The organism is Marinomonas sp. FW-1, assembly GCF_005222245.1.
Classification (GTDB): Bacteria; Pseudomonadota; Gammaproteobacteria; order Pseudomonadales; family Marinomonadaceae; genus Marinomonas; species Marinomonas alcarazii.
Map to the genome: position 1 here is coordinate 1,427,956 of NZ_CP025987.1, position 15,932 is coordinate 1,443,887.

Sequence of the window (15,932 nt, forward strand, 5' to 3'; positions counted from 1 at the left end):
AATGAGTAAAAAAACATCAATATCTCAAAGTGATTTAGAGTATTTGACTAACCGAAATGCCGCTTTGATGCTGAAGACGCCTCGTGGCGGCCGTATCATTCTATGGGTGATTTTTATATTCATCACCGTTGCATTAGTGTGGGCTCACTATACTTCGTTGGATGAAGTGACTGTTGGTGAGGGAAGGGTGATTCCTTCGAGTCAGGTTCAACAAATTCAAAACCTTGAAGGTGGTATTTTAAAAGAAATTAACGTAAAGGTTGGGCAGGTTGTCGATAATGATCAGGTGTTGATGACGATCGAAAACACAGAAGCGCTATCTTCATTAAGGGAGCAACAAGCAGAGTCGATTAATTTACGGGTGCGTGCCACACGTCTTCAAGCAGAGTCTTATGGTGTTAAACCTGAGTTTGATGCTGATGTTATGAAGGAAAACCCACAGGTGGTTAATCGAGAGCTTGATTTATACAAGAATCGCTTAGAGTCACTGCGTACTAATCAGGCTAGCTTTGAGCAGCAGATAGCACAGCGGCGACAAGAGATTGTTGAATTACAGGCGAAGCTGGCAAACTTGAAGCAAAGTTATGCATACTCTAAAGAAGAATTAGCGTTAACTCGACCTGCTTTTGAGCAGGGAGCTGTATCCAGGGTTGAGTTATTACAGCTTGAACGGCAAGTGAACCAGCTGCAGGGGGATTTAGAAGCCACTCAATTGGCTATTCCAAGAGCCGAGTCAGCGTTAAAAGAAGCGCAGAGTAAGCTCGAAGAAAGTGATGCTAAATTTCGTGCTGATGCCCAAGAGGATTTAACCGCCGTTCGAAGCAAGTTGGATCAACTGCGTGAAACCAGCGTATCACTAGCTGATAAAGTTTCTAGAACGCAGGTTAGATCACCGGTTAAAGGGATTGTGAAACAAATTCAAATCAATACGGTGGGTGGCGTTGTTAAGCCTGGAATGAGTTTATTGGAAATTGTACCTATTGAAGACTCGCTATTGATTGAAGCTAAAGTTCGACCCGAAAACATTGGTTTTATACAGCCAGACTTGAAAGCGGTTGTTAAGTTGTCAGCCTATGATTTTGCTATTTTTGGCGGGTTGCCTGGTGTTGTTGAAAACATCAGTGCTGATACCATTCTGGATGAAGAAGGCAACAGTTTCTATTTGGTTAGGGTGAGGACGGATAAGAATTATTTAGGGACTGAAAAATCGCAATTACCAATTATCCCAGGTATGCAAGCGACCGTAGATATTATAACAGGCAAGAAAACGCTACTCGATTATTTATTGAAACCAATTCTAAAAGCCAAGCAGAATGCGCTTCGTGAGCGTTAATTACAAAAAAAACGCCAAGGTTTATATTCGGTAACAAATGTTAACAAACTGTCATTGTTAGCTGGTTAGAATAGCTAGGTTGCACTCAATAGGATGAGGTTTATTTTGAAAATTTTGTGTTGGAATACAGATGACGCCGTTTGGACACATTGGAATAGTGTAGTCGCAGTTGGAATTTCATTATTTCGTGCTGAGACGATAGAAGATGTGCGTGAATCGTTAACTGTATCACCATCCGAGTTTGAATATTGCTTTATGTATTTAGGCAACGACTCTTTTTCCAAAGATGTAGAAGATGTTGCGGCATTATGTTCAGCGTTTCCAAAACAAAAAGTGGTCGTTTTTCCGAATCAATTTAGCCAAAGTGCAGCACTAAGATTATTTTCGGTAGGCGTAAATGGTCAATGTGCACCTTATATTGGTAAGGAGCAATTATCACTGGTGTTGTCCGTGATTGACTCTGGCGAGATTTGGGGAGGGAAGGCTTTCATAGAGCAACTCATTCAACAGTCTGCACCGACTGAACCAACGTCTAATAACACGCTTGAGCATTTGTCTGACAGGGAATGGAGTGTTGCTAGATGTATTGCAAAAGGCCTTTCAAACAAGCAAATTGCATTGGAGTTAGAGATCACCGAGCGGACCGTGAAAGCTCATCTTACTTCTGTTTTTAAGAAAACCAATACTAAAGATCGTTTAGCCTTGGCTCTTTTAGTGAAATCACTTGATACGGTGCATTAGGTCGTATCCTTAGCGTCCTCTGCACATTTTTGGTTCATTTCACTTTTTTGCCGCTCAATCACATCAGAATGAAAGGGGATTTTCGACTGCAGCAGCGCTCTATTGTTGCTTATCCTCCGTATTTATCTATTTTCTGTGTATCTTAATGGCGCAATTTTTGCAGTTTACTTGAGTGTAACTTAACGCTTTCAAAGAGAATGCACCATGTCCGCTCCCCCCGAAAAAGAATTGACTGTGATGTTGGTCGATAATGAGCCTGCAAGAGCGGCTATTGTAGAACAAGCTATGATGGATAGCGGTTACCGTGTCATTAGACGTTTAGAGAATGCTAAAAACCTAACCGAAGCCGTAGCAGAGTTTCAACCAGATATGGTGATTATTGATATTGAATCACCTGATCGAGACATGTTGGAAAATATGTCTCGTCTCACTAAAGATAATCCTCGCCCAATCGTGATGTTTGCTGAACAGGATGACTCTAAGTATGTAGAGGCTGCCATTAGGGCTGGGGTAAGCGCCTATGTGGTTGATGGCGTCAATAGCGGTAGCGTCAAAGCATTATTACAAGTGGCTATTGCGCGATTTAGGGAGTTTCATGCTCTTAGGTCTGAGCTTGAGTCGGTAAAAAGCCAGCTTGAAGATCGTAAGCTGATAGATAAAGCAAAAGGTTTAATCATGAAACATCAGAAATGTGATGAGCCAGCGGCCTATCAAGCTCTTAGAAAACTAGCAATGGATCGTAGTCAACGTATGACAGATGTTGCTAGAAATATCATATCTGTCATGGAGTTGATGGGAGGTTCAAAATGAACACAGTGCAATCAAATAGTCTTATTCAGCAAGCGGATCCCATTCGTATCGGTTTTATCCCACTTATCGATTGCGCGCCTTTTGTTATTGCTCAAGAGAAGGGCTTCTTTGTCGATGAGGGCGTCAATGTTGTACTTTCTAAAGAGGCATCTTGGGCAAGTATTCGTGACAAGGTAGCGTTTAATTTGCTAGACGGTGCGCACATGTTGTCATCAATGCCGATCGCTGCCAGCCTAGGGATAGGTAGCATCAAAACAGCAATGCAAACCAGTTTTACCGTAAGCCACAACGGTAATGGCATAACGATTGGTAATTTTCTGTACGACCAACTGCAACATTTTGCTGACTCTTCTCTGGACATCCGAACGGGCGTCGCTTTAAAAAGGCTCATTGATCATCGAGGTGACAAAGTCGCGCCGTTGCGTTTTGCGATGGTGTACCCTTATTCCTCTCATAATTATCAGTTACGGGATTGGCTGAGTCGAGCTGGTATTAATCCGGATAAAGATGTCCAAATAGTGGTTATTCCTCCGGTAAAAATGGTCGATAACTTAAGACGTGGCGATATAGATGGCTATTGTGTGGGTGAGCCATGGAATAGCTTGGCGGTTGAGCAAGGTGTTGGTCATATGCTGGTCACAGGATATGAAATTTGGGGAAGCACTCCGGAGAAAGTATTTGGAGTGAACGCCCTTTGGGCCGAGCAAAATCAAGCACAACATCTTGCGATTATTCGGGCGTTAGATAAAGCCTGCGCTTGGGTAGATGTCGCAGAAAACCAAGCTGAGCTTCTTAGTATTTTGAGCCATCCAGATTATTTAAATTGCACTATGCAGCAGTTGGTGTATGGCTTTGGTTCTATTAAACCAAAGGGACAGTTTGATTGGCCAATGGAAGCGTTTCAGCGTTTTTCCGGTAGTGATATTAATAAGCCACTGCCGAGTTATGCATTATGGGTCATGGCTCAGATGCATCGCTGGCAACAGTTAGGTGGTGTGTCCAAGCTAAACCAGTTAGCCGAGCAAATTTATCGTAAAGATCTTTACTACAAAGCACTGGGCTTAGTTGAAGACAAAAATGCCATAGAGTGGCAGCTACCAGAGGCAGACGAAGCAACTTGGTTATCTTTGGTGGCGGATGGGGAAATTCGTTTGCACCCTGAAGGGATTTTAAAGGGGTTTGAAAGATTGGCGTAATGCGCATCGGATGATGTGATGTTTTAGTGCGCTGTGCATGATTATTGGGCAAGAATAAAGATGTTCTTATCGGTCTGCATTTCAAAATTGAGCGGAAAAAATACAAAAAACCATATAAAACAGTTGTTTATTTTAATTGGCACACTGCGTGCTTTGTAAAATACATAGAGAAAAATTTTTTGAAAAAAAATGGTGAAATTGGCAACGGTCGTTAATTGTCACCCACATTACTGAATCTCCAAAGTCGGATTTTCTTTGAATGGCAAAGGCGCCTGCAAACACATTCTATTTGTGTTGTGCATGCGCCTTTTTTTGTTTTTCTACTTTTTGAAATGTATTTAGTTGCGGAGTATGACAATGAACCTAAGATTTTTGAAAGCCTTAGATCCCCTTCCTAAAATGGGTTTTTCCATATTAATGGGGTCCGTTCTGTTATCTGGTGTTGCCCAAGCGGAGGTTGGTTATGCGGAAAAGGAAGAGCTTAAATTTGGTTTTATCAAACTAACCGATATGGCGCCATTGGCGATTGCGTATGAGAAAGGCTATTTCGAAGATGAAGGGCTGTATGTCACTTTGGAAGCTCAAGCAAATTGGAAAGTTCTGCTCGACCGAGTGATTGATGGGCAGTTAGATGGCGCTCATATGCTAGCGGGTCAGCCACTGGGTGCAACTATTGGGTACGGTACGAAAGCGCACATAGTGACCGCTTTTAGTATGGATTTGAATGGTAATGGTATTACGGTTTCCAACGATGTTTGGGATGAAATGAAGAAAAACATTCCAAATGGTCCAGATGGCAAGCCTGTTCATCCAATCAGTGCCAGTGCTTTAAAGCCTGTAATAGATGGCTATAAAGCCCAAGGCAAACCATTCAAAATGGGCATGGTGTTTCCCGTCTCCACTCATAATTACGAGCTGCGTTATTGGCTTGCTGCTGGTGGCATTCATCCAGGTTATTACGCCCCAGCGCGAGGCGACACCAGTGGTCAGATTAATGCCGATGCTTTGCTGTCTGTTACACCGCCACCGCAAATGCCAGCCACCATGGAAGCGGGAACGATTTCAGGTTACTGCGTTGGTGAACCTTGGAACCAACAAGCTGTGTTTAAAGGGATTGGTGTGCCAGTCATTACCGATTATGAAATCTGGAAAAATAACCCAGAGAAAGTCTTTGGTGTGAGCAGCGACTGGGCGGATCAATACCCCAACACGCACATTCGTGTTGTCAAAGCCATGATTCGTGCTGCGAAATGGCTAGATGAAAACAACAATGCTAATCGCCCTGAGGCGGTAAAAATCCTCTCGCGTAGCCAATATGTGGGCGCTGATTACGATGTGATCGCCAACAGTATGACCGGTACTTTTGAGTATGAAAAAGGCGATAAACGTGACATTCCAGATTTCAACGTCTTCTTCCGTCATCACGCAACTTATCCCTATTACAGCGATGCGATTTGGTACCTAACGCAAATGCGTCGTTGGGGGCAAATTTCCGAACCTAAGTCTGACGAATGGTTCATGAAGATCGCTAAAGATGTCTACCGTCCTGATATTTATGCGCAAGCGGCACAATCCTTAATAGAGGAGGGTGTCATGTCGGCAGACGAGTTTCCTGATTTTGATAAGGAAGATGGTTTTAAACCACCTCAAAGCGACTTTATTGATGGTGTCATGTATGACGGTAAACACCCTAATGATTATCTGAAGCGATTTAAGATTGGTCTAAAAGGCGATGATCAGGTCTAAACCAAACACGATAAGTGAGATAAAGATGATGATATCAAACATAACCATGGCTTCTTTAAAGGATAAGATCAGCGCATTTTCTTTGAAGGGCGTTCTACTGCCAGTCTTTGGAATTATAGTTTTCATCTTGTTGTGGCAAGCAGGAGCAAGTCGAGTTCATACCTCTCTGGGAGAATTTCCTGGCCCTGTTGTGGTGTATGAACAGTGGAATAGTTTGGTGGCAGAACACCAGAATGAACGAGTGAAGGCCGAAAAGTTTTACGTCCGCCAAGAAGAGCGTATTGCGGAACGTCAAGCTAAAGACCCAAGCTATGCTGGCATTATCCGGGATTACACTGGTAAGCCGACCTTTTTTGACCAGATATTTACCAGCTTGTACACCGTTCTAGCTGGGTTTGGTCTGGCCAGCCTTATTGCTATTCCTGTAGGGATTTTGATTGGTTTGAATCGTTCTGTTTACAGTGCCCTGAATCCGGTGATTCAGGTATTTAAGCCGGTTTCTCCGCTGGCATGGTTGCCTTTGGTCACTATGGTCGTGAGTGCGAGTTATGTATCTGATGATCCTATGTTTTCCAAATCATTCTTAACGTCCATGTTCACGGTCACCTTGTGCTGCATGTGGCCAACTTTGATAAATACGGCGGTGGGGGTCGCAGCGGTCGAAAAAGACTTGCTTAACGTATCCAAAGTATTGCGCCTTGGGTGGGTGACACATGTGATGAAGATCGTCATTCCGTCCGCGATTCCTTTGATGTTCACAGGTTTACGTCTGTCATTAGGTATTGCATGGATGGTGTTGATTGCGGCGGAAATGTTGGCGCAAAACCCAGGGCTAGGGAAGTTTGTTTGGGATGAGTTTCAAAATGGCAGTTCGAACTCGTTGGGCCGAATTATGGTGGCTGTTCTGATGATTGGTTTTATTGGGTATTTGTTGGATCGAGTGATGTTGGCATTCCAGCGCTTCGCTTCTTGGGATAAGACGCAGGTGCTTCGATAAGAAGCGATTTGTCGAAAATACATTAATTTAGAGTGCGCTAACGGAGAATGCTATGACAACACATTTAGATATAAGCCATATTTCTATTGAGTTTCCTACACCAAAAGGGCCTTTTAAAGCGCTTGATAATGTCAGCCTAAAAATACAGAAAGGCGAGTTTGTATCGCTTATTGGTCATTCGGGTTGCGGTAAGTCTACCGTCCTTAATATCGTGGCTGGTTTGTATGACGCAACGGAAGGCGGCATTTTATTGGATGGTCGTGAAGTTAAGGGGCCAGGACCGGAGCGTGCGGTGGTTTTTCAAAACCATTCTTTACTGCCTTGGCTAACTTCTTACCAGAATGTCGAATTGGCAGTGAAACAGGTTTTTCGCAAAACCAAATCGAAGAAAGAAATGCATGACTGGATCATGCATAACTTAGAGTTGGTGCACATGACCCATGCCGCTGATAAGCGTCCAGATGAAATCTCTGGCGGTATGAAGCAGCGTGTTGGTATTGCTAGAGCGTTAGCGATGGAGCCTAGTGTTTTACTGATGGATGAGCCTTTTGGAGCATTGGATGCCTTGACTCGGGCACACCTTCAAGATTCGTTGATGGAGATTCAAAAAGACTTAAACAACACTGTGATTATGATTACTCACGACGTGGATGAAGCCGTGCTGCTATCGGACCGTATAGTCATGATGACGAATGGCCCAGCTGCCACTGTTGGAGAAATTCTCCATGTTGACCTTGAGCGCCCGCGTGAACGTCTGGCTTTAGCGAATGACCCAAGATACGTAGATTATCGAACTCAAGTGTTGACCTTCTTGTATGAAAAACAACGCAAAGTAGAGCCTATCCAAGCAACGACTAAGAGTAAAACGGTGGCGGCTAGTGCCAAGGTTGCCAATGCCTAGTCTTATCTCTAAGTCGGGCAAACGCCGTCTCGTCATTGTTGGGGCTGGTATGGCTGGCAGCAAGCTTGCGCACGACTTCGAAAAAGCGCATGGCGATGATTACCAAATAGTTTTGGTTGGGGAAGAATCCAGAGTTGGCTATAACCGCATCATGTTGTCCTCTTTATTGGCAAAGGATATTTCGGATGCCGATATGCCATTTGTTGATGCGCAGAAAATGCAAGAAGATGGCGTTGATATTGTGTCCAATGATCCCGCTATTAAGTTGGACCCGAAAAATAAAACGCTCCTATTAGCCAGTGGAAAAACCATTAAATACGATCAATTAGTGCTAGCGACTGGCTCTCGGGCAAGTGTGCTACCAATCAAAGGGGTGTCGGCTCCTAATGTAATGGGCTTTCGTACTTGGAATGATGTGGATGTTATGACGCAGTTGAAAGGCCGTCAGTCTGTTTGCGTCGTCGGTGGTGGTTTGTTGGGCTTAGAAGCTGCAGTGGGCTTGGTAAAGCGTGGTCATAAGGTGGTCGTTTTTCATCGCTCAAATTGGTTGCTAAATCGTCAGCTAGACGCCGAATCGGCCGAGCTCTTACTGGCTAGGCTTACGCAAATGGGTATCGAGTTTCGTCTTGGCGAGTCACCAGAATCCTTTTTACAAACAGATGACGGCTGCGTCTCTCATGTGGTTTGCCAAAGTGGCGAACAGCTGGCAGTGAACTTGGTTGTTATGGCTGCGGGTATCGTGCCTGAAATTGCGTTAGCCAAAGCGGCTGGATTGGAAACGAATCGGGCGATTTTAGTCGATGAGCGAATGCAAACTTCTCACCCTGATGTTTATGCTCTGGGTGAGTGCTGTGAATGTAATCAACAAACCTTTGGCTTAGTAGCGCCTATTTGGACACAAATTAACGTTTTGATGAAGGTGTTGGTAGGCGAAGAAGCCGCGTTTGTTATCGAGCCGACATCGACTAAGTTGAAAGTATCCGGCATCAATCTTTTTTCGGTTGGTAAGATTGAGCCATCAGAAGAAGACAACTGCATTTTTTTCAAAGATGTTAGCGCAAATCATTACCGCAAACTGGTAGTCAACGACGGCTTACTGGTTGGCGCAATTCTTTATGGCAACGTCGCCGATGGAAGCTGGTATTTCCAGCTAATTCAAAACAAGACCAATGTCTCTGAGATGCTTGATTTACTGGTATTTGGCGAAGCGTATTGCTGCCTTCAAGTGGCCTAAATCAAGCCGTTCTAGACGTTGTTAGCCGTTAGGCAAACTATTATTGCAAAGGGGAACACAATGATTTCTAGCGTGTCTTTTCTTACTACCAAACCTCATCTTGTGGTGATCGGCAATGGCCTGGTCGGTCATCACTTTGTCGAACAAATGATCGCCCAAGCTGGTCATGAAGCCTTTCAAATTACGGTGTTTGGTGAAGAGCCTTACTTAGCTTATGACCGTGTGCATCTAAGTGAATATTTCACGGGTAAAGGTGCAGCCGATTTGGCCATGACAGATGGCACTTTATATGACGAACATGGCGTGCGCTACTTTACCAATAGCTTGGTGACCGAGATCGACCGTGAGGCGAAGACGCTCATATTACAAAATGGCGAGTCATTGTCTTATGACAAGCTTGTTCTGGCGACGGGCTCTTATCCTTTTGTTCCACCTATTCCTGGTCATAAACGTGATAACACCTTTGTTTATCGTACTCTTGATGATCTTGACGCGATTAGAGCGTGTGCGAAACAAGTAACAAGAGGCACGGTTGTCGGCGGTGGTTTACTTGGGTTGGAAGCGGCGAATGCGCTCAAAAATCTGGGTTTGGAAACCAGTGTTGTGGAATTCGCTCCGCGTTTAATGCCCGTTCAATTAGACGAAAAGGGCGGTGCGGTTCTTAAGGAAATGATCGAGGAGTTAGGTGTCAAGGTATATACCGACACCGCGACCAAAGAAATAATTGATGGTGAGAGTGCTTTTCATCGCATGAATTTTGCTGATGGTTCTCATCTTGAAACTGATCTTATTTTATTCTCTGCGGGGATTCGACCGCAGGATGCGTTGGCGCATCAATCGGGTCTAACGGTTGGAGAGCGTGGCGGTATCAGTGTCAACAATCATTGCCAAACCAGTGATGACGACATTTATGCCATTGGCGAGTGTGCGCTGTGGAATAATCGTATTTTTGGTTTGGTTGCTCCAGGTTACGCCATGGCCAAATCCGCCGCAGGGCATTTGTTGGGTTATGTAGGCGTGACGTTCACAGGCGCGGATATGAGCACCAAGTTGAAGCTTTTGGGTTGCGACGTGGGGTCAGTTGGCGATGCACATGCTCAATCGCAAGGCTGCAAAGTCTTTGTTTACCAAGATGAAATCAGCCAAAGCTATCGAAAAATGGTGGTTTCTGAAGACGGTAAAAAGCTATTAGGCGCTGTCTTAGTGGGCGACAACAGTTATTACGATACCTTGTTGCAATATTACCTCAATGCCATTGATTTACCTGAGCAAGCACAAGCACTTATTTTACCTACGATGGGCGATGCTCCCGTTGGCCTAGGTGTAGATGCTTTACCAGCGACTGCATCGATCTGTAGCTGCCATAACGTCTCTAAACAAGATATTAATGACGCCGTTTGTCATGGCGCTTTGTCGGTTGGTGATGTGAAAGGCATTACGAAAGCGGGAACGGGTTGTGGTGGTTGTGCAGCGTTATTGAAAAAAGTCGTCGACAATGAATTGTTAGCCTTGGGTGTTGAGGTCAGCACAGACATTTGTGAACATTTTGCGTATACCCGCCAAGATTTGTACAACCTAGTGAAGGTCGGTGGAATCAAAACCTTTGCTGAACTGTTAAACCAACATGGTAAAGGTCACGGTTGTGAAATATGCAAGCCCGCAGTTGGGTCTATTTTAGCCAGTGTCTGGAATGATTATGTGTTGAAAAAAGAACACATTAGCTTGCAAGACACCAATGATCGCTTCCTTGCCAATATGCAAAAAGATGGAACCTACTCAATTGTGCCGCGCATTCCGGGCGGGGAAATCACGCCTGATAGATTGATTGTATTAGGCGAGGTGGCAAAAGAGTACGGCTTATACACTAAGGTAACAGGTGGTCAGCGGATCGACTTATTCGGTGCGACCTTGTCGCAATTACCCGAAATTTGGGAAAAGTTAATTGCAGCGGGTTTTGAAACCGGTCAAGCCTATGGCAAATCCTTACGTACAGTGAAATCTTGCGTTGGTAGCACTTGGTGTCGTTATGGCGTGAATGACAGCATGAAGATGGCGATTGATCTGGAGAATCGTTACAAAGGCTTGCGCTCCCCCCATAAAATCAAATTCGCGGTGTCTGGTTGTACTCGAGAGTGCGCTGAAGCTCAGAGTAAAGACATTGGTGTGATCGCCACAGAAGGTGGTTGGAACCTATATGTGTGCGGTAATGGTGGTATGAAGCCACGCCACGGAGACTTGTTTGCCAAAGATCTGGACGATGAAACCTTGGTGAAATACATCGACCGTGTATTGATGTTTTACACCAAAACAGCGGATCGCTTGCAGCGTACTTCTGTTTGGATGGACGGTCTAGAGGGAGGATTGGACTACCTTAAAGAGGTGGTGATTGATGACAAACTGGGTTTATGTGCTGAGCTTGAAGCCAGTATGCAGCACGTCGTGGATACTTTCCAATGCGAATGGAAAACCACGTTGCAAGATCCAGAAGCCCTAAAAACGTTCCGCCAATTTGTGAATTATGAGGGAAGTGATAACAATGTGGTCTTTGTTGAAGAGCGCAGTCAAATGCGTCCGGCAACAGAAGCAGAGAAACAACAATTAATTGCGAAGGTAGGTTAAAACGATGACGATGCCATGGAAATTAATTTGTAAACAAGAAGACCTAATAGAGGGCGCTGGTGTGGCGGCCATGGTAAATGGCGAACAAGTCGCGATTTTCTACGTCCCTGAGTCTGATAATAAAGTCTTTGCGATTGCTAACTGGGATCCGGTTGGCAAGGCGAATGTTTTATCACGAGGCTTGGTTGCCCATTTACAAGATCAATGGGTCGTTGCCAGCCCTTTGTATAAACAACACTTTGTCTTGGCATCGGGCGAATGTCTGGAAGAGGATATTAAAGTACCTCATTGGCAAGCGAAGTTAGAAGGTAATGAGGTGTTTATCGCCGCCAATTAGAAATGGTGCATTTTATTGCTTAGCTGCACTGTTTGAGGGCTCTAAAAGATCGTTTTTTATAGCACTTCAGAAGTACGCCAGCCGCAAGGCCAGTAAAACCCAGTTATAACTGGCTTTATCTGCTTTATTAAAAGTTGGCTTACTAATTGCTATGTATAGATTACTGATGCACCGTAAACCGACGATGGCTTACACATAAAGCATACAGATATTACAAAAGGCAACGAGGCCCAATCACTTTTTTAGAAAAGTGATTGGGCCTTTTTTTGTTTTTAAGAAGGCAAATGTGAGGAGGGTCCATGGCGGCAACAACGATGACAGCAACAAGCGGAAAAACGACTTGTCCATACTGCGGTGTTGGGTGTGGCGTAAACTTGACTGTTCCTCATTCGGTAAATGAAGCGATTCCTCCTGTTTCTGGTGACTTGGAGCATCCTGCGAACTTTGGTCGCTTGTGTGTGAAAGGCAGCAGCCTTGCACAAACGATTCAATCAGATGATCGTTTATTAACGCCTATGGTGAATGGGCGGCCAGTGGATTGGCAATCGGCTGTTGAGACGGTAAGCGCAAAAATCACTCAGGTTATTAAAGACCATGGTCCCGATGCGTTTGCTTTTTATCTTTCGGGGCAAATTCTTACTGAAGATTATTATGTGGCTAATAAACTTGCCAAAGGTTTTATTGGTACTGCCAACGTGGATACCAATTCTCGCTTGTGTATGGCGTCTGCCGTTGTCGGCTACAAGCGCGCTTTTGGCTCGGACACTGTGCCTTGCAGTTATGAAGATTTAGAGTGTTGTGATTTATTGATCATGGTTGGATCGAATGCTGCCTGGACTCATCCCATTCTATATCAACGTATTGCCGCAGCTAAAAAACAACGACCGAATATGAAAGTCGTCGTGATCGACCCTCGTGAAACAGCGACTTGTGACATTGCGGATTTGCACTTGGCGATTAAACCTGGGGGTGACGCCGCAATATTTTCCTTTTTATTACACGACTCTGCCCAATTAGATATTCTGGATCATGACTTTATTGCGAACCACACCAATGGTTTTGATGAGGCTTTGGCGCAAGCGCAAGCGTCGACACCGAGTCTTTCCTCTGCAGCGAATTTTTGCGGGGTAAGTGAGCAAGATTTAACCTGCTTAGTTGGCTGGTGGCGTGATACCGCAAAGACAATTACCTTTTATTCGCAAGGGGTGAATCAGTCGTCCTCCGGCGTTGATAAATGCAATGCGATTATTAATTGTCATTTGGCGACGGGCCGTATTGGCAAAGAGGGGGCTGGGCCTTTTTCTATTACGGGTCAGCCGAATGCTATGGGTGGGCGAGAAGTCGGCGGGTTGGCCAATCAATTGGCTGCTCATATGGATTTTGCAACACCAGACGCACAGGATTTAGTCCAGCGTTTCTGGCAAGCGCCCAATATGGCCACAGAAAATGGTCTAAAAGCCGTCGACTTATTTCAAGCCATGGAGGAAGGTAAAGTAAAAGTCGTGTGGATTATGTCGACCAATCCTATGGTGAGCTTGCCTGATACAGCGCAAGTTCGACGGGCATTGGAAAAGTGTGAGCTTGTGATTGTCAGTGATTGTAAGGCGCATACGGACACAACCGCGATGGCTAATGTCTTGTTTCCTGCGACGGGCTGGAGTGAAAAAGACGGTACGGTCACCAACTCTGAGCGGCGTATTTCTCGCCAACGAGGTTTATTGCCAGCGCCAGGGCAAGCTAAGCATGATTGGTGGGCAATCTGTGAAGTCGCAAAAAGTTTGGGCTTTCAATCGGCTTTTTCTTATCAAGATGTTCATGAGATTTTTGCTGAGCATGCGGCTTTGTCAGCGTTTGAGAACAATGGCAAACGTGATTTTGATATTGGCCATTTTAGTCAAATAACTAAGGCCGAATACGATGCTTTGACGCCAGTGCAATGGCCGGTGCCGAAAGGTCGTCCAGAAGGCACCAAGCGGATGTTTGAGGATGGCTATTTTTTCACGCCAGACGGTCGAGCAAAATTCATTGCCATTACGCCACGTTTGCCTAAGCATCAAGCTTCACCGGAATGGCCTTTCACTTTAAATAGCGGGCGAGTGCGCGATCAATGGCATACGATGACAAGAACTGGAGATGCGGCGTCTTTGGCTAAGCATACCGCACAGCCTTATGTGGAAATCCATCCGAAAGATGCGAAACAGCTTGGTATTAAAGACAAAGCATTGGTGTGTCTTACTTCGCTGTACGGGGAAGTGTTGCTAAAAGCTAAGCTAAGTCGAGCCGTTGCACCGGCTAATGTGTTTGTGCCAATTCACTGGACTCGACAATTTGCTAACGCGTCCGTTGTATCTAATCTAATACCCCAAGTCGTTGACCCTTTGTCAGGGCAACCAGAGTCTAAACACGCTCAGGTTCAGCTGGAGGCGGTAAGTGATATTGACTACGGCATGATTATCTCGGCAGTTCCGCTTGTTTTATCGGATTGTTTGTATTGGTGCCAAGTACCATCAGAGCAAGGCTATCACTACGAAGTTGTTTGGCCGAAGGGGCAAACACAAGCGTCCTTGAAAGCAATCCATGTAGAACGGCGTGACGGTTTAGCAAAAAAGGTTGAGTGGTTAGAGTATGCGAACCCAGTAACCCAACAAGTTCGATTGGCGAAGTTGGTTGATCAAAAAATTACCATGCTTATTTATATGCATCCGCAGCCTAAATCCATTTTGGCGGATTGGCTTATTTCTAAATTAGAAGCAAACACTCCGTTATCATTAGCAGACCGTTTAGCTATTTTGGTAGGCAGTCCCGCCAACGCTGAAGATAAAGGAGAAATTGTTTGCTCTTGCTATCAAGTAGGCAGTAAGCAAATTGAAAAGGCGGTTTCGTCTGGTGTTTGTACTGTCAGTGGATTGGGGGACAAACTAAAATGTGGCACCAATTGTGGCTCTTGTCTTCCTGAGTTAAAACGCTTTGTTTCTTCAGTGGCGGAGTTATCAGCATGATGAGTAGTACACAAATCCGAATGACGAATGATTTCACTCAATATGTAAAAATTTTAGGCCGAGGTAAAAAAGGCGCACGCAGTTTGACGGCGGAAGAGGCCGAACATGCCATGAATTTAATGTTGTCTGGTCAAGTTGCGCCAGAACAGTCAGGCGCATTCTGGATGTTGATTCGAATTCGTGAAGAAACGGTTGAGGAAACGGTTGGTTTTACGAAAGCAGCAAGAGACTATTTATCGAAAAAAGACCCGCTGAAAGCCAAGGTCGATTTGGATTGGCCTGCTTACGCTGGCAAACGCAATGAGTTGCCTTGGTTTTTGCTGGCGGCAATCGCACTTGCTAATACAGGCGTGAATATTGTTATGCATGGCCATACATTTGATGGAGAAAATCGAATCTATGTGGAATATGTTATTCAACAATTGGGGTTAGCCGTTTGCCACTCTAGAACACAGCTAAAACAAGAGCTTATTGACAGACATTTTGCTTACATCCCACTGGCTGATATCGATGCATCTTTGGGGAGCATGATGGATCTTAAATATGTGTTGGGGTTGCGTTCACCAGTCAATACGGTTGTGCGTATGATGAATCCTTTTTCGGCAGCCCATAGTGTGCATGGGGTGTTTCATCGTGGCTATGACCAGCTTCATCTTTCTGCCTGCGAACAATTGGGTGATGAATCAGTATTGGTATTTCGTGGTGGTAATGGTGAAGCGGAAGTGAATCCAGAGCGCGATGTGGCATTGGGTAAGTGGCAAAATAACGTAGCCAGTTGGTCTGATTGGCCAAAGGCTGAAAAGGAGCACAAGCGCTTAAAAGACAATTTGGACTTGTCACGATTAACAGATCATTGGTGCGGAAATCAGTTAGATCAATTTGGTGAGCAGGCCGTGCGACAAACTATTGCGTCGGTGGCAGGACTTCTTTATGGTGTGACGTCTCATGAGGATTGTCTTGTTTTGGCTGATGATATTTGGTCAAAGCGAGATAGGGCGTATTTTGATCATATTTTGTAG

General features: G+C 44.8%; 12 protein-coding genes. All 12 read left to right on the top strand.

Annotated elements, in window-relative coordinates; genetic code table 11:
* Position 1: 1 nt before the first annotated feature.
* The 12 genes from C1X04_RS06690 (at position 2) to C1X04_RS06745 (ending at position 15,932) form a co-directional block, all read left to right on the top strand.
* Positions 2 to 1,333 carry an HlyD family type I secretion periplasmic adaptor subunit gene (locus C1X04_RS06690; protein ID WP_110571751.1) on the top strand — a complete coding sequence of 444 codons (1,332 nt, stop codon included), beginning with the start codon at positions 2 to 4 and terminating at the stop codon, positions 1,331 to 1,333.
* A gap of 105 nt (positions 1,334 to 1,438) precedes the next feature.
* Positions 1,439 to 2,074 (top strand): helix-turn-helix transcriptional regulator, encoded by a 636-nt coding sequence (locus C1X04_RS06695; protein ID WP_137169495.1) that lies wholly within the window; start codon positions 1,439 to 1,441, stop codon positions 2,072 to 2,074.
* Positions 2,075 to 2,278: 204 nt separating this feature from the next.
* Positions 2,279 to 2,884 (top strand): ANTAR domain-containing response regulator, encoded by a 606-nt coding sequence (locus C1X04_RS06700; RefSeq protein ID WP_110571753.1) that lies wholly within the window; start codon positions 2,279 to 2,281, stop codon positions 2,882 to 2,884.
* On the top strand, positions 2,881 to 4,080 hold the full coding sequence (locus tag C1X04_RS06705) for a CmpA/NrtA family ABC transporter substrate-binding protein (RefSeq protein WP_137169496.1): 1,200 nt from the start codon (positions 2,881 to 2,883) through the stop codon (positions 4,078 to 4,080). The genes C1X04_RS06700 and C1X04_RS06705 overlap by 4 nt, the downstream gene beginning before the upstream one ends.
* Before the next feature lie 357 nt (positions 4,081 to 4,437).
* Positions 4,438 to 5,826: a CmpA/NrtA family ABC transporter substrate-binding protein gene (locus tag C1X04_RS06710; RefSeq protein WP_110571755.1), complete on the top strand. Its 1,389-nt coding sequence runs from the start codon at positions 4,438 to 4,440 to the stop codon at positions 5,824 to 5,826.
* A 25-nt stretch (positions 5,827 to 5,851) separates the two neighbouring features.
* Positions 5,852 to 6,823, top strand: a complete 972-nt coding sequence (locus C1X04_RS06715) for an ABC transporter permease (RefSeq protein ID WP_137169497.1) — start codon at positions 5,852 to 5,854, stop codon at positions 6,821 to 6,823.
* Positions 6,824 to 6,875: 52 nt separating this feature from the next.
* Complete coding sequence (locus C1X04_RS06720; protein ID WP_137169498.1) at positions 6,876 to 7,724, top strand: ABC transporter ATP-binding protein; 849 nt, start codon at positions 6,876 to 6,878, stop codon at positions 7,722 to 7,724.
* A complete protein-coding gene (locus C1X04_RS06725) occupies positions 7,717 to 8,958 on the top strand; it encodes an NAD(P)/FAD-dependent oxidoreductase (protein WP_137169499.1) in 1,242 nt (413 codons plus the stop codon). Before C1X04_RS06720 ends, C1X04_RS06725 begins: the two co-directional genes overlap by 8 nt.
* A 60-nt stretch (positions 8,959 to 9,018) precedes the next feature.
* A complete protein-coding gene (gene nirB / locus C1X04_RS06730; RefSeq protein ID WP_137169500.1) occupies positions 9,019 to 11,577 on the top strand; it encodes a nitrite reductase large subunit NirB in 2,559 nt (852 codons plus the stop codon).
* 4 nt (positions 11,578 to 11,581) lie between these two features.
* Positions 11,582 to 11,914 (top strand): nitrite reductase small subunit NirD, encoded by a 333-nt coding sequence (gene nirD / locus C1X04_RS06735; protein ID WP_137169501.1) that lies wholly within the window; start codon positions 11,582 to 11,584, stop codon positions 11,912 to 11,914.
* Positions 11,915 to 12,213: 299 nt separating this feature from the next.
* Complete coding sequence (locus C1X04_RS06740; RefSeq protein WP_110571761.1) at positions 12,214 to 14,913, top strand: nitrate reductase; 2,700 nt, start codon at positions 12,214 to 12,216, stop codon at positions 14,911 to 14,913.
* Entirely contained in the window at positions 14,910 to 15,932 is a 1,023-nt protein-coding gene (locus tag C1X04_RS06745; RefSeq protein ID WP_254682353.1) for a glycosyl transferase family protein, read from the top strand. Before C1X04_RS06740 ends, C1X04_RS06745 begins: the two co-directional genes overlap by 4 nt.

Excerpts from the sequence above, each read along its gene's own strand:
- C1X04_RS06700 (WP_110571753.1), top strand. The coding sequence starts at position 2,279 with ATGTCCGCTCCCCCCGAAAAAGAATTGACTGTGATGTTGGTCGATAAT.
- C1X04_RS06705 (WP_137169496.1), top strand. The coding sequence starts at position 2,881 with ATGAACACAGTGCAATCAAATAGTCTTATTCAGCAAGCGGATCCCATT.
- nirB (WP_137169500.1), top strand. The coding sequence starts at position 9,019 with ATGATTTCTAGCGTGTCTTTTCTTACTACCAAACCTCATCTTGTGGTG.
- C1X04_RS06710 (WP_110571755.1), top strand. The coding sequence starts at position 4,438 with ATGAACCTAAGATTTTTGAAAGCCTTAGATCCCCTTCCTAAAATGGGT.
- C1X04_RS06740 (WP_110571761.1), top strand. The coding sequence starts at position 12,214 with ATGGCGGCAACAACGATGACAGCAACAAGCGGAAAAACGACTTGTCCA.
- C1X04_RS06745 (WP_254682353.1), top strand. The coding sequence starts at position 14,910 with ATGATGAGTAGTACACAAATCCGAATGACGAATGATTTCACTCAATAT.
- C1X04_RS06720 (WP_137169498.1), top strand. The coding sequence starts at position 6,876 with ATGACAACACATTTAGATATAAGCCATATTTCTATTGAGTTTCCTACA.
- C1X04_RS06715 (WP_137169497.1), top strand. The coding sequence starts at position 5,852 with ATGATGATATCAAACATAACCATGGCTTCTTTAAAGGATAAGATCAGC.
- C1X04_RS06725 (WP_137169499.1), top strand. The coding sequence starts at position 7,717 with ATGCCTAGTCTTATCTCTAAGTCGGGCAAACGCCGTCTCGTCATTGTT.
- C1X04_RS06690 (WP_110571751.1), top strand. The coding sequence starts at position 2 with ATGAGTAAAAAAACATCAATATCTCAAAGTGATTTAGAGTATTTGACT.
- nirD (WP_137169501.1), top strand. The coding sequence starts at position 11,582 with ATGACGATGCCATGGAAATTAATTTGTAAACAAGAAGACCTAATAGAG.